The organism is Dickeya ananatis, from assembly GCF_019464615.1.
In the GTDB taxonomy this organism is placed as follows: Bacteria; Pseudomonadota; Gammaproteobacteria; order Enterobacterales; family Enterobacteriaceae; genus Dickeya; species Dickeya oryzae.
Genome location: NZ_CP040816.1, coordinates 190664 through 216981, shown reverse-complemented (window position 1 = coordinate 216981; position 26318 = coordinate 190664). Strand labels below are relative to the sequence as shown.

Below are 26318 nucleotides of genomic sequence, written 5' to 3'. Positions count from 1 at the left end.
GGAGATTCCAACCAAACCTTAGTCAGCCTGCTTACGCAGGAAAGCAGGAATATCAAGATAATCCGGCTCTTTATTGGTCTGTACGCTCTGGTCATTCACCACTTTGGCCGCAGGTTTTTCCTGCGTCAGCGGCGCCATGCCATGCTGCTGATAGCGGTGATCCATAACCGGCTGGCTGCTCTGTTTGTTAGTAACCAGCGTAATTTCAGGACGTTTGTCCATGCCGATACCGGTCGCCACCACAGTCACCCGCAGTTCATCGTTCATATCCGGATCGAGCGATGTACCAATCACGACGGTTGCATTATCGGATGCAAACGCGCGAATGGTATTACCAACAGTCTCAAATTCATCCAGACGCAGATCGAAACCGGCAGTAATGTTGACCAGCACGCCACGCGCGCCAGACAGGTCGATATCCTCCAGCAGTGGACTGGAAATCGCCATTTCAGCCGCTTCTTCGGCACGATCTTCGCCGCGAGCCACACCAGAACCCATCATGGCATAGCCCATTTCGGACATGACGGTACGCACGTCAGCAAAGTCGACGTTCATCAGCCCCGGACGAGTGATAAGCTCAGCGATACCCTGTACTGCGCCTTTGAGCACGTCGTTAGCCGCGCCAAACGCATCCAGCAGAGAAATACCACGTCCCAACACTTTCAACAGCTTGTCATTGGGGATGGTAATCAGTGAATCAACGTGCTTAGACAGCTCCGCGATCCCCTGCTCGGCAAACGCCATGCGTTTTTTGCCTTCAAAATTAAATGGCTTGGTCACAACCGCCACGGTCAGGATACCCAGGTCCTTAGCGACTTCAGCCACCACGGGTGCAGCGCCAGTACCGGTGCCACCGCCCATACCTGCGGCGATAAACACCATGTCCGCCCCTTCCAGAGCAGAACGCAGCGCTTCGCGATCTTCTTCGGCAGAATTACGGCCGACTTCCGGGTTAGCTCCCGCCCCCAGACCTTTGGTAATACCGCTACCGATCTGGATGGTCTGACCGACAGCTGTTTTACGCAGCGCCTGAGCATCGGTGTTAACCGCAAAGAATTCAACACCTTCGATGCGTTCACGCACCATGTGTTCGACAGCGTTACCGCCGCCACCACCGACGCCGATGACTTTAATCACCGCGTCGTTGGTTAACTCCATTGGTTCAAACATAGTTTCTCTCCGTCTTGTGCCTGTATTGCTTCAAGATCAAAAAAGTCGTGCTAATGATCTCTTTTGATAACCGTCAAAATTCTTTTCTCAGCCAGCTATTCAGGCGTTTAAACCAGTTGCTGACCGAAGTCCGTTTCTCAACTTCGTGTTCACCACTCAGATGAGACTCTTTGCCGTAATGCAGCAGCCCCACTGCTGTCGAGTAATAGGGCTCCTGCGCATAGTCCGTCAATCCGGTGATGTTCAGCGGCTGACCAATACGCACCTGTGTATGGAACACACGCTGTGCGCAGGCTGCCAGGCCATCAATTTGCGCCGCACCGCCGGTCAGCACGATACCCGCTGCCAGATGATGCTTCACACCTTGCTGGCGCAGTTGTTCTTGCAACTGCAGCAGCTCGTCATTCACCAGATTCAATAACTCGGTATAGCGAGGCTCAATCACCTCCGCCAGAGTCTGACGCTGCAGACTACGTGGTGGACGCCCGCCAACACTCGGTACTTCCACGGTTTCATCCTTACTGACGATGGAACCGAGCGCGCAACCGTAGCGCACTTTAATCGCTTCTGCATCTGTCGGCGGCGTACCAAACGCATAGGCTATATCGCTGGTGACTACGTTACCAGCATAAGGAATCACTTTTGTGTGACGCAGCGCGCCGCCGGTATACACCGCCATATCCATGGTGCCGCCACCGATATCTACCACACACACACCCAGCTCACGTTCGTCTTCCGTCAATACGGCATAACTCGATGCCAGACCGGCGAAAATCAGCTGGTCAACCTTAAGACCGCAGCGTTCCACCGCTTTCACAATGTTCTTCGCCATGTCGTTATGACAGGTGATCAGATGCACTTTGGCCTGCATCCGCACACCAGACAGACCGACCGGGTTTTTAATCCCTTCCTGATAATCAATGGCGTATTCCTGCGGGATAACATGCAGAATTCGGTGCTCATCACGTACCCGGACAGACTTGGCCGTATGCACCACGCTTTCTACATCATCCTGCGTGACTTCTTCTTCAGAGATAGGCACCATACCAATCTCGTTCTGGCAGCTAATATGCTTGCCAGACAACGCCAGATACACCGAAGAGATCTGACAATCGGCCATCAGCTCCGCCTGATCGATGGCACGCTGCACGCATTTGACCACCGACTCCAGATCGTTGACGCCGCCTTTATCCATGCCCCGTGACGGGCAGCTTCCCACACCGATGATATTGATCATGCCATCAGGCAGAACCTCACCGACCAGTGCAGCGACTTTTGCTGTACCGATTTCCAGCCCAACTACCAGTTTTCTGTCCGTCGACTTGATCATTGCTGTTTAGCCTGTGCCTGATTCTGTTGCTGATTACCGTTCTTTTGCTGATCAATGTCTTTTTGCTGATCAATAAATGCCGGGCTCCAACCTACTGCAGCGCCGGTGTCATACCGTAAATCCACATAACCAATCCGCTTGTTTTCATTTTGAGCCTGCCGCTGCAGCAACGGATAAAGCTCCATAAAACGCGCCAGACGGCGGCTTCTGTCATCACGTCCCAGTTCAAGGCGAATATCATCGTCCAGCCCAACCTGCCATGAATGACGCGCGGTCATCGCCACCATCTTTACCGTAAATTTGCCTGCCGCGAGTGTCTGGCTTATCTCGCGGTATCCCTCCAGCACATCCTCCTCTCCACCTTCCGGGCCATACAGCATCGGCATTTTTTTATTACCGATGCGTTCTGCTGGCACACTGAAGGCATTACCTTCGCTGTCAACCATAAGCTGGTCATTCCACCGCGCAAACGGAACGAATTCAACCAGATGAATCTTTAATTCGTCCGGCCACTGCTTGCGCACACTGGCCTGCTTAATCCAGGGCAGACGTTCTATCTGCTGCTGAATGACATTCACGTCCTGGGTCATGAACGTGCCGGGCGGCCCCAGCGACAAAATCGCCTGACGAATATCGTCATTGGTGGTGTAGTGCCGCTCACCCGTCACCACCAGTCTGGATAATGGCAAACGGCTGGCGTCCTTCATCCAGCCCAACACCATCCAGCTTCCCCACAGGATGGTACCGGCCACCATCAGCAGAAAAATAATTCCTGCCAGTTGACCACCATTGCTACGCCGTGCGCCTTTTTCCTGCTCACGTCCGCGTGTATTCAGCGCCGCCTGCGACATACTAATCCGCTAACTCCACAACAGGTACGCGGCGGTAACCGTTGTTTGGCATGACTGGGCGCGACATATCGATGCAACACACCTCACCCTGCCGTTGGCGGGTTTCATCGTAATCAGCGTTGGCGTGTTTCATCACTACCATCACAAGCTCAGTCATCCTGTTCTCAGTCTTTAGGCTTCGCCTGCAGGCGATTTTCCGCCAGCCGACGCGCCAGTTTGCCAATATTGCCAGCACCTTGAACCAGCACCAGATCATCGCCTTGCAACGCTTGCGCTAACAACTCAGGCAGCGTCTCGACATCGGGCACCATGATCGGGTCAATTTTACCGCGACCACGGATCGTGCGGCACAGCGATCGGCTATCCGCTCCCGGAATCGGCGCTTCACCTGCCGGATACACATCCAGCATCAGCAGCACGTCCACCTGCGATAATACATGTGCAAAATCATCGTACAGATCGCGCGTACGGGTATATCGATGCGGCTGGAAAATCATCACCAGACGCTTATCCGGCCAGCCTGCTCGCGCCGCTTTAATCGTGGCGTCCACTTCCGTCGGGTGATGCCCGTAATCATCTACCAGCATGGCGCTGCCGCTTTTGCCGTTGACCGGCTGTAGCGGAAACTCGCCCAGAAAATCGAACCGGCGGCCCGTTCCCTGAAAACGCACCAATGCCCGCAGGATAGCCTCGTCATCAATCCCTTCTTCTGTTGCGACCGCCACCGCCGCCGCCGCGTTCAACGCATTGTGACGACCCGGTGCGTTCAGGGTCACGTTGAGCAACGGTTTGCCCTGACGCGCCAGGGTAAACAGCCCCTGAGCCCCCACCTGCCGGTAATCAGCGACCCGCACATCCGCGTCTTCGCTAAAGCCGTAGGTGGTGATGTGACGCCCCACTTTCGGCAACAATTCACGGATCACCGCATCATCAAGACACATCACCGCATGGCCGTAAAACGGCAGGTTGTGCAGGAAGTTGATGAACGTCTGCTTGAGGTTCTCAAAATCTCCCTGATAGGTGTCCATGTGGTCGGCTTCGATGTTCGTCACGATCGCGACCATCGGCTGCAAATGCAGGAACGACGCATCACTTTCATCGGCTTCCGCAATCAGGTAACGGCTCGACCCCAAACGGGCGTGCGTTCCCGCCGCTTTAACCAAACCACCATTCACGAACGTTGGGTCCAGACCGGCTTCCGCGTAGATGCTGGTGACCATCGCGGTGGTGGTCGTCTTACCGTGCGTCCCGGCAATGGCGATACCGTGGCGAAAGCGCATCAATTCTGCCAGCATCTCTGCCCGACGAATCACCGGAATACGGGCCTCATGTGCTGCGATAATCTCCGGGTTATCTGCCGCAATCGCGCTGGACACGACCACAACGCTCGCCTCGTTCACGTTCTCCGGACGATGGTGGAAATAGATCCGTGCGCCCAGATCGGTCAGTTGTTGCGTTACCGCATTAGGCGCCAGATCGGAACCGCTGATCTCGTACCCTTCATTAGCTAGTACTTCGGCGATACCGCCCATGCCAGCACCGCCGATGCCGACAAAATGGATGTGCCGAACACGGTGCATCTCGGGCACGATTGAACGCAGTTTCGCCAGTTCTTGAGTATTCACTATCTTTTATCGCAACCTACATCAACGCCGACGACTGTCGGCCATCATCAATTAATTCCGGACAACCTGAGCTGTCCGCTGCATCGCCGCTGCCGCTACTTCAGCCGCCACCCGCTCCGTCGCATCAGGGATCGCAACGGTTCTGGCTTTCTGCGCCATATCACGCAAGGTGGTGCGATCCCAAGAGGACAACACGTCACTTATCGCGTCCACGCTCAGTTGAGCCTGCTCGATAATCTTTGCAGCCCCCGCTTGCTCCAGCGGCAACGCATTCCAGTACTGCTGCCGATCCTTATGCTGGAACGGCACAAACAACGCCGGCAACCCGGCGGCGGCAATCTCGCTAACCGTCAGGGCACCAGAACGGCACACGACGACATCTGCCCACGCATACGCCGCCGCCATGTCGTCGATAAACTCGGTAATCCGGTGTTGAGACTCACCGGCTTTTGCATAGGCTGCCTGTACTTCCGCCTGTGCCCCTTTGCCGGTTTGATGCCAGATGGTAACCGCATCATGTAATCGCGCCGCCACGCCGGGCAGGGTTTGATTCAACACTCTGGCACCCTGACTCCCACCAACAACCAAGACACGCACCGGGCCACTGCGCTCGGCTAACCGTTCTGTCGGGGATGGTAGCGCCAGTACGTCAGTACGCACCGGATTCCCCACCACATCCGCATCCGCAAATGCCCCCGGAAACGCCTGTAAGACTTTTTTGGCGATGCGGGACAGCCAGCGGTTAGTCAATCCGGCAATGCCGTTTTGCTCATGCAACACCACAGGGATACCACACAGCCAGGCCGCCAGACCGCCAGGCCCCGAGACATAACCGCCCATACCCAACACCACATCCGGCTGATAGCGACGCATAATCGCCTGCGCTTGCCGCACCGCCCGGAAGATACGCACCGGTGCCAGCAACAAAGCTTTCAACCCCTTGCCACGCAGACCGGAAATGCGGATAAAGTCGATGTCGATACCGTGCTTCGGCACCAGGTCCGCTTCCATCCGGTCAGCTGTGCCCAGCCAGCGGACCTGCCAGCCTTGCGCCATCAAGTGATGCGCTACGGCCAAACCGGGAAACACATGTCCCCCCGTACCGCCAGCCATCACCATCAAACGCTTGCCTTCGCCACTCATCGGGCACCTCTCGTAAACGCCTGCGCTTTGGTCAGGCGCGTTTCATAATCAATTCGCAACAACAACACAATGGCTGTCGACATAATCAGCAAACTGGACCCACCGTAGCTGATAAGCGGTAATGTCAGCCCCTTGGTCGGCAACATACCGGCGGCGGCACCAACGTTCACCAGCGTCTGAAAGCTGAACCAGATACCGATGGAGCACGCCAGAAAACCCGAAAAACGCTGGTCGATTTCCAGTGCGCGACGTCCTATCGACATCGCTCGAAAAGCGACGAAGAATATCATTAACAACGCCAAAACCACACCGATATAGCCCAGCTCTTCCCCCAGAATGGAGAAAATAAAGTCAGTGTGCGCCTCCGGCAGATATTCCAACTTCTGTATCGAGTTACCGAGCCCCTGTCCCCACAATTCACCGCGCCCAAACGCCATCAGCGATTGTGTTAACTGATAACCGCTGCCGAACGGGTCGTCCCACGGGTTCCAGAACGAGGTGACACGACGCACGCGATAAGGCTCAGCGATAATCAACAGCGCGACGGCGAACATGCCACAACCGATGATTGCCAGGAACTGCCACAGCTTCGCCCCTGCAAGAAACAACATCGCTAGCGTCGTAATAAACAGCACCACCACCGTACCGAGGTCCGGCTGGGCCAGCAGCAACACTGCCAGCACCACCATCACGCCCATCGGCTTACAAAACCCCCAGAAGTTGTTCCGCACCTCATCGACTTTGCGCACCATGTAACTGGAGAGGTAGCAAAACAACGACAACTTCGATAATTCCGCAGGCTGGATACGCAACGGGCCCAGAGAAATCCAGCGTGACGCCCCGTTCACCGAGCTACCGACCACCAGCACGATCAACAACATCACCATCGATACCAGCAGCAATACCACGCTGTAACGCTGCCAGACTTCCATTGGTACCCGCATGGTGACCAGCGATAAACCAAACGCCAACCCGAGATACAGCGCATCGCGTTTGGCGAACAGAAAAGGATCGCTGGCCAGACGCTGCCCGACGGGCATCGACGCCGACGTCACCATCACAAAACCAATAACCGCCAGCCCCAGGGTCAACCACAGCAACGTCCGGTCATACAGCACCGTGCTGAGGTTGTCGCTTTCACGCGTCCCCATCACCCAGCTCTTGAGACGCTCGAACATGCCGGCCCCGATAAGGCGCATTATCCTAGTTCCTCCGCCAGACGAGCGAACTCATCGCCACGCTGTTCAAAGCTACGGAACTGATCGAGACTGGCGCAGGCCGGTGACAGTAACACCATATCCCCCGGCTGGGTGACGCTGGCTATCAGGCGCATCGCCTGCTCCATGGTGTCAGTCTGCAGAGCAATCTCTGGGCGTAACGCCGCCAGTTGCTCGCCGTCACGTCCAAAGCAGTACAGCCGAATACGATCACCCTGTAGGTAACGCAGCAACGGAGAGAAATCAGCCGATTTTCCGTCTCCGCCCAGCAGCAAGTGCAATGTTCCGTCGACATGCAGCCCACTCAACGCCGCTTCGGTGCTACCAACATTGGTGGCTTTAGAGTCATTCACCCAACGCACACCGTTACGCTCCAGCGACAACTGGAAACGGTGCGGCAGGCCGGTAAAGGTGGTCAACGCGGTCAATGCCGACGCGCGCGGGATACCCACCGCATCCGCCAGCGCCAGCGCTGCCAGCGCATTGGTGTAGTTATGCTGCCCGACTAGTTTGATTTCTCGGGTATTCAACACCCGTTCACCCTTCACCCGCAGCCAGGTTTCACCCTGCTGCCGGTTCAGATGATAGTCGCCCACATCCACCCCGAAGCTCAGGCAACGCGCATCAGCGCCGCGTACCGGCATCGTCAGGGCGTCATCGGCATTCACGATGCAGACTTTGGCATTCTCATAAATACGCAACTTGGCGGCACGGTACTGCTGCAACCCAAGCGGGTAACGGTTGGTGTGATCCTCGGTGACGTTGAGGATCGTCGCGGCGGCCGCATGCAGACTGTGGGTGGTTTCCAGTTGAAAGCTCGACAACTCCAGCACATACAGCTGGCTTTCTTGCTTGAGCAACTCCAGTGCCGGAACACCGATGTTACCGCCGACACCAACAGCCCAACCGGCCGCCTGCGCCATTTGGCCCACCAGTGTGGTGACAGTACTTTTGCCGTTAGAGCCGGTAATCGCGACAATCGGTGCCTGTGCCTCGCGGCAGAACAATTCGATATCGCCGATAATCTCAATACCGGCCGTCGCCGCATCGCACAGCACCGGCGTCGCCAAAGCGATACCGGGGCTGGCGACGATCAAGTCAGCAGACAGCAGCCATTCATCATTAAGGCCGCCAAGATGACGCTCAACGGAATCGGGCAGTTTCTCCAAGCCCGGCGGACTGGTACGGGTATCCATCACGCGCGGCACAACTCCGCGTGCAAGGAAAAAATCAACACAGGAGAGCCCTGTCAGCCCTAACCCGATAATGACAACCTTTCTACCCTGATAGTCCATTTTTACCGTACCTTGAGCGTTACCAGTCCGATGAGCATCAACATCAGCGAAATAATCCAGAACCGCACGATAACCCGCGGCTCCGGCCACCCTTTCAGTTCATAGTGGTGGTGGATAGGCGCCATGCGGAAAATCCGCTGGCCGCGCAGTTTGAAAGAACCGACCTGCAAAATAACGGACAGCGTTTCCACCACGAAAACCCCGCCCATAATCACCAGCAAAAACTCCTGACGCAGCAGCACGGCGATAGTGCCCAATGCACCGCCCAGCGCCAGTGAACCAACATCACCCATGAAAACTTGCGCAGGGTAAGTGTTAAACCACAAAAAACCGAGACCCGCGCCGACAATCGCGGTACACACCACCACCAGCTCACTGGCATGCCGGATATACGGAATGTGCAGATAGCTGGCGAAATTCATGTTACCGGTCGCCCAGGCCACCAACGCAAAACCCACCGCCACAAACACCGTCGGCATGATAGCCAACCCATCCAGACCGTCGGTAAGGTTAACCGCGTTGCTGGTACCGACAATCACGAAATAGGCCAGCACGATATACATCACGCCCAGCTGTGGCATTACGTCTTTGAAGAACGGCACCACCAGTTGTGTTGCCGGGGTATCTTTACCAATCGCATACATGGAAAACGCGACAGCCAACGCCAGCACCGATTGCCAGAAATACTTCCAGCGGGCAATCAGCCCACGAGTGTCTTTACGCACCACTTTGCGATAGTCATCTACAAACCCGACGGTGCCGTATCCCACCAGCACCAGCAGTACGCACCAGACATAGGGGTTAGCCAAATTGACCCACAACAACACCGAAATAATGATCGAAGCGAGGATCATCACGCCGCCCATGGTCGGGGTGCCCCGCTTGCTAAAATGGGATTCCGGCCCTTCGTTACGCACTACCTGACCGATTTGCAGGCGTTGCAGCCAGGCAATCAGGTGCGGCCCCATCCACAGGGAAATAATTAATGCCGTCAGCAGGCTGACAATGGCCCGAAACGTCAGATACGAAAAGACGTTGAAGCCGGAATAAAACTTGACCAGATATTCGGCCAGCCAAACTAACATGTAGCATTCTCCTGTAATGCGTGTACTACCTGTTCCATCGCAGCACTGCGTGAACCTTTAATTAAGACGGTAATGGTATTATGTTGTGTTACCAGCGCACGCAAACGGTCAATCAACGCCGCTTTATTATCAAAATGCTCGCCAGCGCCGCTTGCTTCGCCAATCAACGCACTCAGCGTTCCCACACTCAGTACCTTATCAATATTCGCCTCGCGGGCCGTTTCACCTACCTGGCGATGACATGCCAGGGCGTCCTGACCCAACTCCGCCATATCACCGACCACCAGTACCCGATAGCCGGGCATCTCCGCCAGCACCTGCGCTGCGGCCGTCATAGAGCCGACATTGGCGTTGTAGCTGTCGTCCAGCAGCAACTTCCCGGGGGCCAGCGCAATGGGGAATAAGCGCCCAGGCACCGCCTGTAACTGTTCCAAACCGGACTTCACCGCCTCAAGCGATGCACCGACCGCCAGCGCCAGAGCCGTTGCGGCCAGCGCGTTGGCGATATTGTGGCGCCCTGGTAACGGTAGCGTTACGGCGATATCGCCCATCGGTGTGTGCAATACAACATCCGTACCCCGTTCGCTGACACGGATATCACTGGCGTAAAAATCAACCCCAGCGCGTCCCTGTGGGGAAAAGCGCCATAGTGTTTTTCCTGTCAGCACATTCTGCCAGCGGGCTTCGTCGTGACTGTCCGCATTGACGATCGCCACCCCCTGCGAAGGCAAACCGCCAAAAATCTCACCTTTGGCCTGAGCCACCCCTTCCAGCGAACCAAATCCTTCCAGATGCGCAGCAGCCAGGTTATTCACCAATGCCGCTTCCGGTCGTACCATCGCCGTGGTGTAGGCGATTTCGCCGATATGGTTGGCACCCAATTCGATCACCGCGTAGTCATGCTCTGGCGTCAGGCGAAACAGCGTCAACGGCACACCGATGTCGTTGTTAAAGTTCCCGGCGGTGTAGAGCACATTGCCGCACTGGCGCAGAATCGATGCGGCCATTTCCTTGACGGACGTTTTTCCCGATGACCCTGTCAGCGCCACGACGCGCGCACGACTTTGCTGGCGCACCCAACCGGCCATGACGCCCAACGCCAAACGCGTATCCTCTACCACTAATTGCGGCACATCGATTGGTAAGTGCTTACTCACCAATAATGCTGCTGCCCCATTATTAACGGCATCCGCCGCGTAATCATGAGCATCAAATTTTTCGCCACGTAACGCGATGAATAAACACCCGGCGCTAAGTTTGCGGGTATCGGTGGAAACGTCGCTAATAGTCAGGTTTTCACCCACCAGACGGGCACCCAGTACATCAGCCAGCTGTTGCAACGAAACGCTGATCATACGATAACCCCCAGCAAACGTGCGACCGTAATGCGATCCGAATAATCCAGTCGCTCATTTCCTACCAGTTGGTAATCTTCATGCCCTTTACCGGCGACCAGTACCACATCATCGGCCGCCGCCTGCATCACCGCACTGGTGACGGCTTCCGCTCGCCCGGCAATCACCTGCACCCGACCAGCATCCAGTAGCCCACTCAAAATATCAGTCACAATCGCCTGTGGGTCTTCGCTACGCGGGTTGTCATCGGTCACAATCACCCGGTCTGCCAGTTGTTCTGCAATCGCCCCCATTAATGGGCGCTTACCTCTGTCACGATCGCCACCACATCCGAAGACGCACCATAACGTTCCCCGGCAGTGCAAACGTGCCGCTGCCAGTGCTTTCTCCAACGCATCCGGGGTATGGGCATAATCCACCACGACCGTCGGACGTCCACTGGCAAGAAAAACTTCCATTCTACCGCAAACAGGCTGCAACGCAGAACCAGCCTCCACCAGTTGTTCCAGCGGATACCCTAACGACAGCAGCGTCGCCAGGGCCAGCAACAGGTTACTGACGTTGAACTCTCCCATCAGACGGCTATTGATAGAGCCTGCGCCCCAACTGGAATCAAACTGCACAGTAAAGCCACTGTCGTGATAATCGATGTGGGTAGCTTTCAGCCAGTGTGCACGGGCGCTATCGACGCTACCCGCAACACTCACCGCCACCGCGTCTGGCAGGCGGCTTAACCAACGACGCCCGACCTCATCGTCAGCGTTAATGATTTTCTGACCGACCTGATGCTCGGCAAACAACCGCCACTTTGCGGCCTCATAATTCGCCATGTCGCCGTGGTAATCGAGGTGATCGCGGCTCAGGTTGGTAAAGACAGCGGCAGCAAACGACAAGGCTTCGACCCGATGCTGCACCAGACCATGCGAAGACACTTCCATGGCAGCGAAATCCGCCCCTTGATCCACCAGTTGGCTCAGAATCTGCTGTACATCCACCGCCGAACCGGTGGTGTTTTCTGATGGCACTACATGCCCCAGCAACCCATTACCCACCGTGCCCATGACCGCACTGGTTCTGCCCAGTGCCTGGCTCCATTGCGCCAGCAACTGGGTCGTCGTCGTTTTACCGTTGGTCCCCGTGACGCCAATCAGTTGCAACGCGGTCGATGGCTGGCGGTAGAAGCGCCCCGCCAGCGCCGACAACCGCTGGTTGAGGTGTGCCAGATAAATCACCGGTACGCCGTGCATTTCAGTCAGGGTGCCATCGGGCGTAGCGTCATCCGCCTGCGCGACAACCGCCGCGACGCCCTGCGCAATGGCCTGCGGAATATAGTGCCGCCCATCCGTCTTGTGGCCGACCACTGCCACAAACAGATCCCCGGCAGCCGCCACGCGGCTGTCTAATGTCATTTCCCGCAGCGCGCGCTCCGGGGCGTCTTTCACCCACAGAGCCAGGACATCGCGCAAGTTACGATCTGTCACCTGAACCCTCTTTTCTGTTGATTACAAACTCACTTTTCTCACCGGTCGCCAACGCATCCGGCTCGATATTCATGGTGCGCAGCACGCCGCCCATGATCGCGCCAAATACCGGTGCCGACACCGCACCACCGTAGTATTTCCCCGCCTGTGGGTCGTTAATCACCACCACCAGCGCAAAGCGCGGATTACTGGCTGGTGCCACCCCAGCGGTATAGGCGATGTATTTGTTGATGTACTTGCCATCCGGGCCAACCTTTTTCGCCGTACCGGTTTTAATCGCGATGCGGTAGCCTTTCACCGCGGCCTTGGTACCACCGCCACCGGGTAGCGCGACACTTTCCATCATGTGCACCACGGTACGGACAATCTGTTCAGAGAACACGCGCTCTCCGGGTACCGGCGGATCGACCTTGGTAATGGAAAGCGGGCGGTAAATACCGAAGCTGCCGATAGTCGCGTAGACACGCGCCAGTTGCAGTGGCGTGACCATCAGGCCATAGCCAAACGAGAAGGTGGCGCGTTCAATATCCGACCAGCGCTGACGATTCGGGTACAGCCCCAGACTTTCGCCCACCAACCCCAGATTGGTGGCTTTACCCAATCCAAAGCGAGAGTAAGTATCCACTAATGCAGAAGCTGGCATCGCCAATGCCAGGTGTGAGACGCCAACGTTACTGGATTTCTGCAACACCCCAGTCAGCGTCAGTTCGCTGTAACGCGCCACGTCCTTGATCTCATGGCCGTTGATGTAATACGGCATCGTGTTGAGTACCGCGTTTTCCTTGACCACATTGCGCTGTAGCGCCGTCATCACCACCATAGGTTTTACGGTAGAACCGGGCTCAAAAATGTCGGTGATGGCGCGGTTACGGATGACGTCGGTTGGCGTGCCGCTCAGGTTGTTCGGGTTGTAAGAAGGGCTGTTGGCCATGGCCAGTACTTCACCGGTGTTCACATCCACCAGTACAGCGGTGCCTGACTCAGCTTTATTGAACGCCACTGCGTTATTTAGTTCACGGTATACCAGTGCTTGCAGGCGCTCATCGATGCTGAGCATCAGGTTGTGTGCCGCCTGACTGTCCACCGAAGAAATATCTTCAATGACCCGCCCAAAACGGTCTTTGCGCACGGTCCGCTCACCGGGGAGGCCAGTCAGCCAGCGATCAAAACTTTTCTCAATCCCTTCAATACCCTGACCATCAATATTGGTAAAACCGATCAGGTGCGACGTCACCTGTCCGGAAGGGTAATAACGGCGAGACTCCTGACGCAGGTTGATGCCCGGCAATTTTAGCTTGTGGATATACTCGCCGATCGCCGGGTTTACCTGACGAGCAAGATAGACAAAACGGCCGTTCGGATTGGCGTTCACTTTAGCGGCTATCTGATCGAGCGGGATTTCCAGCGCATCCGCCAGCGCCTTCCAGCGTGTATCCAGCGAGATACCGCCATGATCATTCACGTCTTTCGGGTCGGCCCAGACCGCATTGACCGGTACACTCACCGCCAGCGGACGGCCTGCACGATCACTGATCATACCGCGAGCGGTGGGAATCTCTTGTACGCGCAGGGAACGCATATCCCCTTCACGCACCAACTTATCAGGCGCGATCACCTGCAAGTATGCCGCGCGCAACATCAACCCCAACATGCACAACAAAATACCGCCGCAAAGCAACGCAAAACGCCAGCTGACAAAGCTGGCATGTTCTTCCTGACGTTTCACTTTTCCTGGTCGCGCTGCTCTCATAATTTAGGCGATACCTGCTAATTCATTGTTGTTTAACCACAATATTTTCCTGTGAAGGATCAACGTGCACCATATGCAGTTTCTCAGTAGCGATCTGCTCGACACGGCTGTGATCGCCCAGGGCATTCTCTTCCAAAATCAGGTTGCGCCACTCAATATCCAGCGCATCGCGCTCCAGCAACAACCGCTCACGCTCTGCCGTCAACAAACGTGTACGATGCGCGGTGGTGACCACCATGATGGCGGACACCAAGACCGCTATCAGCAACAACAGCGGTAACTTGCCGTGGCGCAACAGGTCATCACCGATGACGCCGCCCAGCGAATGGCGCTCATTCCCTATCACGACGGCAGCCTCTCGGCAAAGCGCAATACCGAGCTGCGCGCACGCGGATTTTCCGCTACTTCGTCATCAGGCGGCATCATTTTGCCGATTGACTTGAGCGTCTGGCCGCCCTGACTACGCAGTTGTTCTTCCGTCAGCGGCAAACCGGCTGGCACCTGCGGCCCCCGGCTATGCTGACGAATAAAACGCTTCACAATACGGTCTTCCAGCGAATGGAAGCTGATCACCGACAGACGCCCTTCGGGAGCCAGTACTTTCAATGCCCCTTCCAACGCCCGCTCGATCTCTTCCAGCTCACTGTTGATATAAATGCGAATAGCCTGAAATGATCGGGTCGCCGGATGCTTGTGCTTTTCCCGAATCGGACTGGCAGCGGCAATCAACTCCGCCAACGCTTTGGTACGGGTCAACGGGTCGATGCGGTTACGCTCCACAATCGCGCGGGCGATACGCTTGGCAAAACGCTCCTCGCCGAACGTTTTCAGTACCCAGGCGATGTCATCCGCCTCCGCCTTCATCAGCCATTCGGCGGCAGACTGGCCCCGCGTGGGGTCCATACGCATATCCAGCGGCCCGTCACGCATAAACGAAAATCCCCGCTCCGGGTCATCAAGCTGAGGGGAAGACACCCCCAAATCCAGCAAGATACCGTCGATTTTGCCGGTCAGCCCACGTTCATCGACGTAATCGGCCAGTTCGGAAAAAGGTCCGTGGATAATAGAAAAGCGAGCGTCATCAATGGTATTAGCAACAGCAACCGCCTGAGGATCGCGATCGATAGCTAACAAACGACCTTCCGGCCCAAGGTGGGACAGAATAAGACGGGAATGGCCACCCCGGCCAAACGTACCGTCGATGTAGATACCGTTGCTGCGAATGTTCAGGCCGTTGACGGCCTCATCCAGCAACACGGTGGTGTGCTTAAACGTTTCTGCCATGACTATAGTGATAAGTCCCGCAGCCGCTCAGACAAGGGCTCCTGAGTTGACTGCTCTGCGTCAATATCTTCCTTGACTTGTCGATACCAGGTCTGTTCATCCCACAGTTCAAACTTGTTGAACTGCCCAACCAGCATCACTTCTTTCGTAAGACCCGCATGCTGACGTAGCGTCGAGGCAATTAATATCCTTCCGGCATTGTCCATCTGGCATTCGCTGGCATGCCCGAGTAGCAGGCGCTGAACACGACGCTCAGCGGGGTTCATACTCGACAGGCGAGAAAGTTTCTGTTCGATAATTTCCCATTCAGGTAGCAGGTAAAGCAGCAGGCAGGGCTGATGCAGGTCGATGGTGCATACCATTTGACCTTGAGCTTCCTCGTTCAGTAAGTCCCGGTAACGGGTAGGAACGGCAAGCCGCCCTTTACTGTCGAGATTGACCAGCGTCGCCCCACGAAACATGACAGTATTTAGTCCTTCATGACCCTTTTTACCACTTTGCCCCACAAATCCCCACTATTGAGAGTTTACGGAGGGGATGAAAACCTTGTCAAGCCAGCACGGATGCGCCCGGGCATTATTTCCTGCCAGGTCAGAGAGTGAAAAAACAGTTCAAAAACCACCACGAAAAAATAATGTGGATTAACGCTGTGATTATTTAAGGAAAATTAATGGCTTTCAGCGAGGGGGCTAAAGATATAGGATTTTTCTTTCGGTGCAATATTATTTTGACTATCACCGTTCGATACCTATTTCTTAAATATTCTAACGATGTCGAAATATTTTTAAATGCTGATTTTTAAGCATTTTTGGAAATAATTATTCCAGCCAGCAAAAATCATGGCTAGAAAAATGAAATTATCGCCTCTGGGATCGCATTTTTTTGACCTGAAACACACTGCCGGCCACTTCAACTCAGGTTATCTATTCATGCCTGAAACATTAACCCGCTGTCTTACCTTTACCAGACAGAATAACTGGCTTTATTTCCAGTACCATTCACATTCACTTGCACTTTACTGTTCAGCAACGTTTCCGCTGCAATCTTTTTCTTTTTCAACTCATTTGTTTCCCATCGGCTCCAAAATTTGTAACCATTTGTTTTATATAAAATTAAGTGAATGAGTCACGATAAACGAATGAAAAAGACGATTTGCAACCATAAAGTTGCGCCCCTGAACAAAAAACGACCAAAAATAAGTTTTTTACGCTAGTTAAAACATAATAAATAGTTATGTAAACTACAAAAAAACCAATAAAGCAAAACGAAACACCAAGAAAATACACCATAAGCAACGTTATTATCCTTCACCAAGGAGCCCTACGATATGTTTTCCTTCATTTCCCGCATGCGTGGCATCATCGCCGATACGGTAGCCATGGTGGTGTATTGCTTCCTGACTGGTATGGCAATCGAAATCGTATTGTCAGGAATGACCTTCGAGCAGTCACTCTCCTCCCGATTACTGTCGATTCCGGTCAATATCGTGATTGCCTGGCCTTATGGGCTTTATCGAGACTGGATTGTTGCACTGGCACTACGTCTGAACGCCAATTCGCGCTGGGGGAAAAATATGGCGGACCTGTTTGCCTATGTCAGTTTTCAGTCGCCAGTTTATGTCGCTATTCTGTTAACGATTGGTGCAGAGCCATCGCAAATACTGAAAGCTGTCGCCAGCAATGCGATAATCTCGATGGTGATGGGGGTGGCGTACGGTTATTTTCTGGAATATTGTCGTCGCTTGTTTCGGGTTGATGTTTCTTCTCGTGCACAAATTGCCGGCCATTAATTCTGAACAATAAACAGCCATATCAATATACCCGTCATACTTCAAGTTGCAGGTGTGTTGGCGCGTTCGTTCACCCGAATCACTTACCTGAGTAAGCTCATCGGGATTCACTCACTTGCCGCCTTCCTGAAACTCGAATTATTTTGGGTATAAAGATAAAAATAAGAATTATCTCATGCAGTGCGGAGTGAAAAATGATTCCCGCACCGCATGATGTCGATCAATGACGGCTCAAAAAACCACGACGATAGAGATTACGACGAATACGGTATAAACCCGGCTTCGGTTTACGTGGCTCATCCAGACTGGCCAGTACCAGTTCCAGTACGCGTTCAGCCACTTCACGATGACGCTGCGCCACCGCCAGCACCTGGCACTCAAGGAAATCCAGCAATTCATTATCACCGAATGTGGCGATAGCCAGATTGTTCGGCAAACGGCCACTCTGCCTGAGCGTTATGTCCATCACGCCCTGCAATAACGGAAACGAGGTGGTAAACAGCGCCTGCGGCATGGGGTGGGTTTTCAGGTATTCTTCAAACACTGCCGCCGCTGCACTACGCTCATAGCTGTTGGCATAGACATAATTCACCTGGCGCGGATCCTCTGCGAAGGCACGTCTGAATCCTTGCTCACGCAAAAAACTCACCGACAGTTCCGGCAGTGCACCCAGGTACATAACCGATTCAGCAGGCACCTTACGCAGCTCCTGCGCCAGCATCTCAGCATCTTCCATGTCCGCGCCGACCACACTGGTGAAATGCTCACGATCCAGCGCGCGATCGAGGGCTATGACCGGCAGAGGATCGTTGGCCCAGCGCTGATAAAACGGGTGCTCCGGCGGCAGCGCCGTCGAAACGATGATGGCATCCACCTGACGTTGCAACAGATGTTCAATGCAACGCATCTCATTATCGGGTTGATCCTCAGAACAGGCGATCAGCAACTGATAACCACGCTGTCGGGCCTGACGCTCCAGATAATTGGCGATACGGGTGTAGCTGGTGTTTTCCAGATCGGGAATGACCAGCCCGATAGAACGGGTACGCCCGGCGCGCAAACCAGCTGCGACGGCGTTCGGATGGTAGTTGTGCTCCCTGACCACCGCCATCACTTTCTCAACGGTCTTATCGCTGACACGATATTGTTTCGCTTTACCGTTAATCACATAACTGGCCGTCGTACGCGAAACCCCAGCAAGACGCGCGATTTCATCCAGTTTCACTGGCAACCCCTTAATAAGCCGGACAAAAAACGAAGAATGGAAAGATAACCATGCATTAACCGTGGATATGATACCGATCTAAACGCAGAAAACACCGACGGGCAACCGCTTTTATTATTTACAGCAATCAGGATCAAAAAAGCCCGGCTTCATGGCCGGGCTCAATAATACCATCAGAAAAGCAGGTATTGCTGTATGAAAATCAGCAAATCGTCAAACAATCGACGACATTTCAGCACTGCGTCAGCGCATAACGCGCTCTCCGCGCGATACGCCTACGACGCCGGAACGCGCCACTTCAACAATTTCAGCAACTTCGCGCACGCTGTTAAGAAACGCATCCAGCTTCTCGCTGGTCCCCGCCAGTTGCACGGTATACAGCGATGCAGTGACATCGACTATCTGCCCGCGGAAGATTTCCGCACTGCGTTTGACCTCTTCGCGGCCATAACCGGTAGCCTGCAATTTCACCAGCATCAGTTCACGCTCAACATACGCACCCTGACCCAGTTCGCTAACCCGTAGCACGTCCACCAGTTTATGCAGTTGCTTTTCAATCTGCTCCAGCACTTTCTCGTCACCCACTGTCTGGATAGTCATCCGCGACAAGGTAGGATCGTCCGTCGGGGCGACGGTCAGGCTTTCAATGTTGTAACCGCGTTGAGAAAACAGGCCAATCACGCGCGACAGAGCACCCGATTCATTCTCCAGCAATACCGACAAAATACGACGCATGATCAGGTCCTCTCCGTTTTGCTTAGCCACATCTCATCCATCCCACCGCCGCGGATCTGCATCGGATAGACATGCTCACTGCTGTCTACTCGCACATCCACAAACACCAACCGGTTTTTCTGTTCCAGTGCCGCTTTTAACTTCGGCTCCAGCTCATCCGGGGTATCGATGGTGATGCCGACATGGCCGTAGGCTTCCGCCAGCTTGACGAAATCCGGCAGGGATTCCATGTAAGAACTGGAGTGACGGCCAGAGTAGATCATGTCCTGCCACTGTTTCACCATACCGAGGAAGCGGTTGTTCAGGCTCACCACCACAATCGGCAGGTCATATTGCAGTGCGGTAGACAGCTCCTGAATATTCATCTGGATACTGCCGTCACCGGTCACGCAGATAACCGTTTCTTCTGGCAATGCCAGCTTGATACCCAGCGCGGCAGGCAGACCGAAGCCCATTGTCCCCAGGCCGCCGGAATTGACCCAACGACGCGGCTGGTCAAACGGATAATACAGCGCAGCGAACATTTGATGCTGCCCCACATCGGATGCCACGTAAGCCTTGCCTTGTGTCAGGCGATGCAGTGTTTCGATAACCGCCTGTGGTTTGATGGCATCACCATCGGTGTTGTATTTCAGGCACTGACGGGAACGCCACTGCTCGATACGCAACCACCAGTCACGCATCGCGTCGAATTTCTGTTGAACCTCGCCGCCTTGCGCCAGCAGCTCTAGCATCAGGCTTAACACCTGACGTGCATCGCCAACGATCGGAATATCCGCCGCCACGGTTTTAGAGATGGACGCCGGGTCGATATCGATGTGCAAAATGGTAGCGTTCGGGCAGTATTTCGCGAGGTTATTGGTGGTTCTGTCGTCAAAACGAACCCCGACGGCAAAAATCACATCGGCGTTGTGCATCGCCATGTTGGCTTCGTAGGTACCGTGCATACCGAGCATGCCGAGACTCTGGCGATGCGTGCCCGGGAAACCGCCCAGCCCCATCAACGAGCTTGCCACTGGCAGGTTGAGTTTTTCCGCCAGTTCGCGCAGTTCCTGATGGCAATTAGCGTTAACAACGCCGCCACCGCTGTAAATGACCGGGCGCTCGGCGGCCAGCAACGTCTGCAACGCGCGTTTGATTTGGCCTTTGTGCCCCTGTACCGTCGGGTTATAAGAGCGCAGACTCACCTGATCAGGATAGGCATACGGCAGCTTTTTGGCCGGATTAAGAATGTCTTTTGGCAAATCCACCACCACCGGCCCGGGACGACCAGTAGACGCCAGATAGAAGGCTTTTTTCAGCACGGTGGGAATGTCTTCGGTCTGTTTAACCAGATAACTGTGCTTCACCACCGGGCGGGAAATCCCCACCATGTCGCATTCCTGAAAGGCGTCATACCCGATAAGTGACGTCGCCACCTGGCCGGAAATCACCACCAGCGGAATGGAATCCATATACGCGGTGGCAATACCGGTAATGGCATTGGTTGCGCCCGGCCCCGAGGTCACGAGCACGACGCCGACTTCACCCGTCGCTCTGGCGTAGCCGTCTGCCATATGTACTGCGCCCTGCTCGTGGCGCACCAGAATGTGTTCTATACCGCCAACGGTGTGCAGCGCATCGTAAATATCCAGCACCGCACCGCCCGGATAGCCGAACACATGTTTTACGCCCTGATCGATCAACGATCGAATCACCATCTCGGCGCCTGACAACATCTCCATGGGTTTGCCTCTTATTGTTCAGATAGCGAGTTGCTTCTGCATTGACAGGGGAACCCCCCGCGCTCATTAGACGATACACGGTGAATGAAACAAGAGCGTACGAGCTTTCGCCACACGCCTGCGCTTTCACAGTATATCGCCCGGGTTTTTACATATAACTTATTAACATAACGCCAGATTATGAAGCAGGCAAACGCCGCAGCCGGGCTGGCAACGGTATGATAATGGTAAATCAACTGTTAAAAGAGGAACGAAACAGATAAAACGCTGGGGAGTGACCACGACATTAAAAAATATCCCGCCGTGGTCAGGCATTACAGAGTGAAATATTGACGATAAAATTGCGACTCAACGTGCGTCATCGCCGTCGAAATGTCTGCTACTCGGTGTACATAGCCTCAATTTCCAGCTGATAACGCTGATGAATGACCTTACGACGGAGTTTTAATGTTGGCGTCAGTTCGCCTTCCTCCTGGCTAAACGGCGTCGGCAACAAAGTGAATTTCTTCACCTGCTCAAAGCGGGCAAACTCTTTTTGCACCTCACGCAGCCGCTGTTCGAACAGCGACACAATATGGCTATGGCGCAACAGCTCCAGCCGGTCCTGATACCGCAGATTAATCGAATGAGCGTACTCTTCCAGTGCTTCAAAACACGGCACAATCAACGCAGAGACATATTTGCGGGCATCCGCTATCACAGCAACTTGCTCAATGAAACGATCCTGCCCCAGTGCCCCTTCCAAATGCTGTGGCGCAATGTATTTGCCGCCTGAGGTTTTCATCAGATCTTTGAGGCGTTCGGTGATGAACAGGTTACCGTTCCCGTCGACGTCACCCACATCGCCGGTTTTAAACCAGCCGTCTGATGTGAACGCGGCCTCGGTGTCTTGTGGACGCTGGTAGTAGCCACGCATCACGGTTGCGCCACGTACCTGGATTTCATTTTGCTCGCCGATACGCACCTCAATACCCGGCAATGGCGTCCCCACCGACCCGAGCAGGTACTGATTCGCTTCCCAGCAGGACACCGTGGCGCAGGTTTCCGTCAGGCCGTAGCCATAAACGATACGCACCCCCATCGCCTGAAAGAAAGCGATGATATTGTCATCCAGACGCGCACCTGCCGCTGGCAGAAAACGCACCTGTCCTCCCAGCAACTGACGTAGACGTGACAATACCAGTCGATCAGCAAGCTGGCAGGTCAGCGCATTCCACACACCAGCGCGTTTTCCGGCTTGTTGGCGTAAAAACCGCTTCGTGCCCTGGGCGATTCCCCAGTGAAACAGCGCGCGTCGATGCCACGGTGCCTGCGCCACTTTTTCATGGATAGCGCTAAACACCTTCTCGTAAAAACGCGGTACGGCGCACATCACCGTCGGGCTAACTGCTGTCATCGCCGCACGCACCTGATTGGTATCACGCAGATAAACATTCTGTGCGCCGCGGTGCATGATAAAGAAGCTCCAGGCACGCTCGAATACATGCGATAACGGCAAAAAGCATAGCGACACGTCCTGTTCGCTTATCTGCAACCGCTCATCATGCAGCATCAGTTGGGTTGCCATGTTGGCGTAATCCAGCATGACGCCTTTCGGCTCACCGGTAGTGCCGGAGGTATAGATGAGCGTGAACAGGTCGTGCAGCTCCCGCTCTACCACACGCTGACGCAGGACAGACTCCCACACGGATAGCTCAGCCTGAGCTTCAAACTCCTGCAGTGAGACTGCGATATCGCAACCACGGCGACGTGTCTGCTCATCAAGCAAAATAATGGTGCGCAGTTGCGGACAGGTACTACGTAGCGACATCAATAAATCAAACTGCGCCTGACCGCCCACAAAAACGGTTCGGATATCCGCCTCATTGAGAATAAAGGCCGCCTGCTGCGCCGCACTGGTGGCATAAAGCGGCACAGTAATCGCTCGCAAGTGCAACAATGCCAGGTCTGCCAGCGACCAGTTGATTGAATTATCAGAGAAGATGGCCACCCGCTCCTGAACATCAACGCCCACCCCCAGCAGGCCGCAGGCGATGCGGCGAATACGCTCGCCCACCTGATGCCAGTCAAGTTGCTGTTCCTGACCGGGTTCCCATTCACGAAACGCCAGCGCGTCAGGACGTTGGGCTATTTGCTGCTGAATGCGGTGAACCAGATGGTATTGTGGGAGTAAATTCGTCTTCATGCGCGTAAAAGTCTGACAATCTCAAAAATAGGCGTAAAAACCGGGCAGGCAGTCTACCGCGCCCATCAGTAGCGTCAAAGCCCTTTACGCCGCTTTTCCACCAGGAATGTGACGGGCAAAACACCCCGAATATCACCATCGGTGATGATCCCGATGTTGACATCACTGCGGGAATCAAGTACCAATAAAAGCAGAACTACGTTTTCAACTCATTTTGGATACTGAAACAGCATGTTTAACGTCGCTCAGCTACTAGGCCTACTACTAAACGCATCTTACTTGCGCGGTATGCCGGTGGGCGAAATTCAGAGCTGATTTCAGGTCACCCCCATAAAAAACCCGCGCTGTTGCGCGGTTTTTTTTTTACTCGCCGGGCGCCAAGGCAAACAGAACAAAGGAACCAGACCGATGAACCAACAAGTGATTATTTTCGATACGACGTTGCGTGACGGTGAGCAAGCGTTGCAGGCCAGCCTGAGTGTGAAAGAAAAGCTCCAGATTGCCCTGGCGCTGGAAAGGATGGGCGTCAATGTGATGGAAGTCGGGTTTCCTGTCTCCTCTCCCGGCGATTTCGAATCGGTACAAACTATCGCCCGTAACATCAAAAATAGCCGTGTTTGTGCCCTGGCGCGCTGCGTTGAAAAAGACATTGATGTGGCGGCCGAATCCTTGCGCGTTGCCGAGGCGTTCCGTATCCATACGTTTATCGCCACCTCGCCGATGCATATCGCTACCAAACTGCGCAGCACGCTGGATGAAGTCATTGAACGGGCAACGTATATGATTAAACGCGCCCGCAACTACACCGACGATGTGGAATTTTCCTGTGAAGACGCTGGCCGTACCCCGATCGAAGACCTGAGCCGGGTGGTGGAAGCCGCCATTAACGCTGGCGCCCGAACCATCAATATCCCGGATACCGTGGGCTATACCCTGCCCCACGAATTTGGCAACATCATCGCTTCGTTGTATCAGCGTGTGCCGAACATCGATAAAGCGATCATTTCCGTGCATACCCATGACGACCTCGGTCTGGCGGTGGGCAATGCCATGGCAGCAGTGCATGCTGGCGCTCGTCAGGTAGAAGGCACACTCAATGGCATCGGCGAACGTGCTGGCAACTGTTCACTGGAAGAAGTGATCATGGCCATCAAGGTACGCAATCAGTTGATGAACCTGCACACCAGCATCAACCACCAGGAAATCTACCGTACCAGCCAGATAGTCAGCCAGATCTGCAACATGCCGATCCCGGCCAACAAAGCGGTAGTGGGTGCCAATGCGTTTGCTCACTCTTCCGGCATCCATCAGGACGGTGTACTGAAAAACCGCGAAAACTACGAAATCATGACGCCAGAATCCATCGGCCTGAAAGAAGTGCAGTTGAACCTGACCTCCCGCTCTGGCCGTGCCGCCGTTAAACACCGCATGGAAGAAATGGGCTATAAAGAAGGCGACTACAATCTGGATACGCTGTACGCCGATTTCCTCAAACTGGCCGACAAGAAAGGTCAGGTATTCGACTATGACCTGGAAGCGCTGGCGTTTATCAATAACCAGCAGGAAAGCTCCGAATTCTATCGTCTGGACTACTTCAGCGTGCAATCTGGTTCTAGTGTTATGGCTACAGCGTCCGTCAAATTGTCATGTGGCGACGAGACACTGTCCGAAGCCGCTACCGGTAACGGTCCGGTTGATGCCGTTTATCAGGCCATTAACCGCATTACCGGCTACCCGATCAATCTGGTCAAATACCAGTTGTCCGCCAAAGGGCAAGGTAAGGAAGCACTCGGCCAGGTGGACATTGTGGTGGAATATCAGGGCCGCCGTTTCCACGGTGTCGGTCTGGCGACGGATATCGTCGAATCCTCCGCCAATGCGATGGTTAACGTATTAAACAACATCAAACGTGCGCAACTGGTTGAAAAAGAAGTGCAGCGTTTGCAGCAACACAACAAACACAACAGTCAGGAAACAGTGTGATGAGCAAGAATTACCATATTGCCGTCTTACCCGGTGACGGCATCGGCCCGGAAGTGATGGCTCAGGCGTATAAAGTATTGGATGCGGTTCGCCAGCGTTTTGGTTTGCGCATCACCACCAGCGAATACGACGTCGGCGGCATCGCCATCGACCGTCAGGGTACGCCGCTGCCACAGGGGACGATTGAGGGCTGTGAGCAGGCCGACGCCATTCTGTTCGGCTCGGTTGGCGGCCCGAAATGGGAACATCTGCCACCGGCAGAGCAACCAGAACGTGGCGCGTTGTTACCCCTGCGCAAACACTTCCGCCTGTTCAGCAACCTGCGCCCGGCGCGCCTGTATCAGGGACTGGAAGCCTTCTGCCCGCTGCGTAGCGACATCGCCGCCAACGGTTTCGATATTCTGTGCGTGCGTGAACTGACCGGTGGTATCTATTTCGGCCAGCCGAAAGGCCGTGAAGGCAGCGGCATGTACGAACGTGCCTTCGATACCGAGGTGTATCACCGTTTCGAAATCGAGCGCATTGCCCGCATCGCCTTTGAATCCGCACGCAAGCGCCGCAGCATCGTCACCTCTATCGATAAAGCCAACGTGTTGCAAAGCTCCATTTTGTGGCGCGAAATCGTCAACGAAATCGCCCGCGATTACCCGGATGTTCGCCTGAACCATCTGTACATCGACAACGCGACCATGCAGTTGATTAAGGATCCGTCCCAGTTTGATGTGCTGCTGTGTTCTAACCTGTTCGGTGACATCTTATCCGACGAATGCGCGATGATCACCGGCTCAATGGGGATGTTGCCCTCAGCCAGCCTCAACGAGCAGGGCTTTGGTCTGTACGAACCGGCGGGTGGTTCAGCACCGGATATCGCCGGCAAGAACATTGCCAACCCGATCGCCCAAATCCTGTCCGCCGCGCTGTTGCTGCGCTACAGCCTGGGTGCAGATGATGCCGCCACCGCCATTGAGCAGGCGGTTAACCAGGCGCTGGCGGAAGGTTACCGCACCGGCGATCTGGCCAGCGGCGGCAACGCCGTCACCACCGATGAAATGGGCGATGCGATTGCCCGATTTGTAGCAGAAGGGGCGTAA

23 protein-coding genes are annotated in these 26318 nt (G+C 54.7%); 4 read left to right on the top strand and 19 right to left on the bottom strand.

Annotation, left to right across the window (positions count from 1 at the left end; genetic code table 11):
* Window positions 1-18 precede the first annotated feature (18 nt).
* The 15 genes from ftsZ to mraZ form a co-directional block, all read right to left on the bottom strand.
* A complete protein-coding gene (ftsZ, locus tag FGI04_RS00930; RefSeq protein WP_012886159.1) occupies window positions 19-1170 on the bottom strand; it encodes a cell division protein FtsZ in 1152 nt (383 codons plus the stop codon).
* Between the two features lie 73 nt (window positions 1171-1243).
* On the bottom strand, window positions 1244-2500 hold the full coding sequence (gene ftsA / locus FGI04_RS00925; RefSeq protein ID WP_012768377.1) for a cell division protein FtsA: 1257 nt from the start codon (window positions 2498-2500) through the stop codon (window positions 1244-1246).
* Window positions 2497-3351 carry a cell division protein FtsQ gene (gene ftsQ / locus FGI04_RS00920; RefSeq protein WP_342698625.1) on the bottom strand — a complete coding sequence of 285 codons (855 nt, stop codon included), beginning with the start codon at window positions 3349-3351 and terminating at the stop codon, window positions 2497-2499. Before ftsQ ends, ftsA begins: the two co-directional genes overlap by 4 nt.
* A gap of 1 nt (window position 3352) precedes the next feature.
* Window positions 3353-3508: a hypothetical protein gene (locus tag FGI04_RS00915; protein ID WP_407274057.1), complete on the bottom strand. Its 156-nt coding sequence runs from the start codon at window positions 3506-3508 to the stop codon at window positions 3353-3355.
* Between the two features lie 7 nt (window positions 3509-3515).
* On the bottom strand, window positions 3516-4976 hold the full coding sequence (murC, locus tag FGI04_RS00910; RefSeq protein ID WP_407274058.1) for a UDP-N-acetylmuramate--L-alanine ligase: 1461 nt from the start codon (window positions 4974-4976) through the stop codon (window positions 3516-3518).
* A gap of 51 nt (window positions 4977-5027) precedes the next feature.
* On the bottom strand, window positions 5028-6119 hold the full coding sequence (murG, locus tag FGI04_RS00905; RefSeq protein WP_407337261.1) for an undecaprenyldiphospho-muramoylpentapeptide beta-N-acetylglucosaminyltransferase: 1092 nt from the start codon (window positions 6117-6119) through the stop codon (window positions 5028-5030).
* Window positions 6116-7318: a cell division protein FtsW gene (gene ftsW / locus FGI04_RS00900; protein ID WP_342698621.1), complete on the bottom strand. Its 1203-nt coding sequence runs from the start codon at window positions 7316-7318 to the stop codon at window positions 6116-6118. The genes murG and ftsW overlap by 4 nt, the downstream gene beginning before the upstream one ends.
* Entirely contained in the window at window positions 7318-8631 is a 1314-nt protein-coding gene (gene murD, locus FGI04_RS00895; protein ID WP_407321833.1) for a UDP-N-acetylmuramoyl-L-alanine--D-glutamate ligase, read from the bottom strand. Before murD ends, ftsW begins: the two co-directional genes overlap by 1 nt.
* Before the next feature lie 2 nt (window positions 8632-8633).
* On the bottom strand, window positions 8634-9716 hold the full coding sequence (mraY, locus tag FGI04_RS00890) for a phospho-N-acetylmuramoyl-pentapeptide-transferase (protein WP_342698619.1): 1083 nt from the start codon (window positions 9714-9716) through the stop codon (window positions 8634-8636).
* Complete coding sequence (gene murF / locus FGI04_RS00885; protein ID WP_407337260.1) at window positions 9710-11071, bottom strand: UDP-N-acetylmuramoyl-tripeptide--D-alanyl-D-alanine ligase; 1362 nt, start codon at window positions 11069-11071, stop codon at window positions 9710-9712. The genes mraY and murF overlap by 7 nt, the downstream gene beginning before the upstream one ends.
* Window positions 11068-12552, bottom strand: a complete 1485-nt coding sequence (murE, locus tag FGI04_RS00880) for a UDP-N-acetylmuramoyl-L-alanyl-D-glutamate--2,6-diaminopimelate ligase (RefSeq protein WP_407340011.1) — start codon at window positions 12550-12552, stop codon at window positions 11068-11070. Before murE ends, murF begins: the two co-directional genes overlap by 4 nt.
* Window positions 12539-14302 carry a peptidoglycan DD-transpeptidase PBP3 gene (locus tag FGI04_RS00875; RefSeq protein WP_407274062.1) on the bottom strand — a complete coding sequence of 588 codons (1764 nt, stop codon included), beginning with the start codon at window positions 14300-14302 and terminating at the stop codon, window positions 12539-12541. The genes murE and FGI04_RS00875 overlap by 14 nt, the downstream gene beginning before the upstream one ends.
* Window positions 14303-14324: 22 nt before the next feature.
* Entirely contained in the window at window positions 14325-14648 is a 324-nt protein-coding gene (ftsL, locus tag FGI04_RS00870) for a cell division protein FtsL (protein WP_012886170.1), read from the bottom strand.
* A complete protein-coding gene (gene rsmH, locus FGI04_RS00865; RefSeq protein WP_407274063.1) occupies window positions 14645-15586 on the bottom strand; it encodes a 16S rRNA (cytosine(1402)-N(4))-methyltransferase RsmH in 942 nt (313 codons plus the stop codon). The genes ftsL and rsmH overlap by 4 nt, the downstream gene beginning before the upstream one ends.
* Window positions 15587-15588: 2 nt before the next feature.
* Window positions 15589-16047, bottom strand: a complete 459-nt coding sequence (gene mraZ, locus FGI04_RS00860) for a division/cell wall cluster transcriptional repressor MraZ (protein ID WP_012886172.1) — start codon at window positions 16045-16047, stop codon at window positions 15589-15591.
* 866 nt (window positions 16048-16913) lie between these two features.
* Between mraZ and FGI04_RS00855 the strand changes: the two genes are divergently transcribed.
* Window positions 16914-17375, top strand: a complete 462-nt coding sequence (locus FGI04_RS00855) for an L-alanine exporter AlaE (protein ID WP_342698615.1) — start codon at window positions 16914-16916, stop codon at window positions 17373-17375.
* Between the two features lie 220 nt (window positions 17376-17595).
* Here the strand turns inward: FGI04_RS00855 and cra are convergent, their stop codons facing one another.
* The 4 genes from cra to FGI04_RS00835 all read right to left on the bottom strand — a co-directional run bounded on the left by cra (window position 17596) and on the right by FGI04_RS00835 (window position 23244).
* On the bottom strand, window positions 17596-18600 hold the full coding sequence (gene cra, locus FGI04_RS00850; RefSeq protein WP_038905673.1) for a catabolite repressor/activator: 1005 nt from the start codon (window positions 18598-18600) through the stop codon (window positions 17596-17598).
* A 243-nt stretch (window positions 18601-18843) separates the two neighbouring features.
* Window positions 18844-19335 (bottom strand): acetolactate synthase small subunit, encoded by a 492-nt coding sequence (ilvN, locus tag FGI04_RS00845; protein ID WP_342698614.1) that lies wholly within the window; start codon window positions 19333-19335, stop codon window positions 18844-18846.
* Window positions 19336-19337: 2 nt separating this feature from the next.
* Complete coding sequence (ilvI, locus tag FGI04_RS00840) at window positions 19338-21059, bottom strand: acetolactate synthase 3 large subunit (protein WP_168366472.1); 1722 nt, start codon at window positions 21057-21059, stop codon at window positions 19338-19340.
* A 379-nt stretch (window positions 21060-21438) separates the two neighbouring features.
* Window positions 21439-23244: an AMP-dependent synthetase/ligase gene (locus FGI04_RS00835; protein WP_342698613.1), complete on the bottom strand. Its 1806-nt coding sequence runs from the start codon at window positions 23242-23244 to the stop codon at window positions 21439-21441.
* Between the two features lie 231 nt (window positions 23245-23475).
* Between FGI04_RS00835 and leuL the strand changes: the two genes are divergently transcribed.
* The 3 genes from leuL to leuB all read left to right on the top strand — a co-directional run bounded on the left by leuL (window position 23476) and on the right by leuB (window position 26318).
* Window positions 23476-23559, top strand: coding sequence for a leu operon leader peptide (gene leuL, locus FGI04_RS00830; protein ID WP_110371466.1), 84 nt, complete (start codon window positions 23476-23478; stop codon window positions 23557-23559).
* Window positions 23560-23652: 93 nt separating this feature from the next.
* Window positions 23653-25227, top strand: a complete 1575-nt coding sequence (leuA, locus tag FGI04_RS00825) for a 2-isopropylmalate synthase (RefSeq protein ID WP_342698612.1) — start codon at window positions 23653-23655, stop codon at window positions 25225-25227.
* Complete coding sequence (leuB, locus tag FGI04_RS00820) at window positions 25227-26318, top strand: 3-isopropylmalate dehydrogenase (protein WP_407321836.1); 1092 nt, start codon at window positions 25227-25229, stop codon at window positions 26316-26318. The genes leuA and leuB overlap by 1 nt, the downstream gene beginning before the upstream one ends.

Excerpts from the sequence above, each read along its gene's own strand:
- ilvI (WP_168366472.1), bottom strand. The coding sequence starts at position 21,059 with ATGGAGATGTTGTCAGGCGCCGAGATGGTGATTCGATCGTTGATCGAT.
- murD (WP_407321833.1), bottom strand. The coding sequence starts at position 8,631 with ATGGACTATCAGGGTAGAAAGGTTGTCATTATCGGGTTAGGGCTGACA.
- murF (WP_407337260.1), bottom strand. The coding sequence starts at position 11,071 with ATGATCAGCGTTTCGTTGCAACAGCTGGCTGATGTACTGGGTGCCCGT.
- FGI04_RS00855 (WP_342698615.1), top strand. The coding sequence starts at position 16,914 with ATGTTTTCCTTCATTTCCCGCATGCGTGGCATCATCGCCGATACGGTA.
- ftsW (WP_342698621.1), bottom strand. The coding sequence starts at position 7,318 with ATGCGCCTTATCGGGGCCGGCATGTTCGAGCGTCTCAAGAGCTGGGTG.
- FGI04_RS00915 (WP_407274057.1), bottom strand. The coding sequence starts at position 3,508 with ATGACTGAGCTTGTGATGGTAGTGATGAAACACGCCAACGCTGATTAC.
- ftsQ (WP_342698625.1), bottom strand. The coding sequence starts at position 3,351 with ATGTCGCAGGCGGCGCTGAATACACGCGGACGTGAGCAGGAAAAAGGC.
- mraZ (WP_012886172.1), bottom strand. The coding sequence starts at position 16,047 with ATGTTTCGTGGGGCGACGCTGGTCAATCTCGACAGTAAAGGGCGGCTT.
- FGI04_RS00835 (WP_342698613.1), bottom strand. The coding sequence starts at position 23,244 with ATGAAGACGAATTTACTCCCACAATACCATCTGGTTCACCGCATTCAG.
- leuA (WP_342698612.1), top strand. The coding sequence starts at position 23,653 with ATGAACCAACAAGTGATTATTTTCGATACGACGTTGCGTGACGGTGAG.
- ftsA (WP_012768377.1), bottom strand. The coding sequence starts at position 2,500 with ATGATCAAGTCGACGGACAGAAAACTGGTAGTTGGGCTGGAAATCGGT.
- FGI04_RS00875 (WP_407274062.1), bottom strand. The coding sequence starts at position 14,302 with ATGAGAGCAGCGCGACCAGGAAAAGTGAAACGTCAGGAAGAACATGCC.
- mraY (WP_342698619.1), bottom strand. The coding sequence starts at position 9,716 with ATGTTAGTTTGGCTGGCCGAATATCTGGTCAAGTTTTATTCCGGCTTC.
- ftsZ (WP_012886159.1), bottom strand. The coding sequence starts at position 1,170 with ATGTTTGAACCAATGGAGTTAACCAACGACGCGGTGATTAAAGTCATC.
- rsmH (WP_407274063.1), bottom strand. The coding sequence starts at position 15,586 with ATGGCAGAAACGTTTAAGCACACCACCGTGTTGCTGGATGAGGCCGTC.
- leuL (WP_110371466.1), top strand. The coding sequence starts at position 23,476 with ATGTTTAACGTCGCTCAGCTACTAGGCCTACTACTAAACGCATCTTAC.
- ilvN (WP_342698614.1), bottom strand. The coding sequence starts at position 19,335 with ATGCGTCGTATTTTGTCGGTATTGCTGGAGAATGAATCGGGTGCTCTG.
- murG (WP_407337261.1), bottom strand. The coding sequence starts at position 6,119 with ATGAGTGGCGAAGGCAAGCGTTTGATGGTGATGGCTGGCGGTACGGGG.
- leuB (WP_407321836.1), top strand. The coding sequence starts at position 25,227 with ATGAGCAAGAATTACCATATTGCCGTCTTACCCGGTGACGGCATCGGC.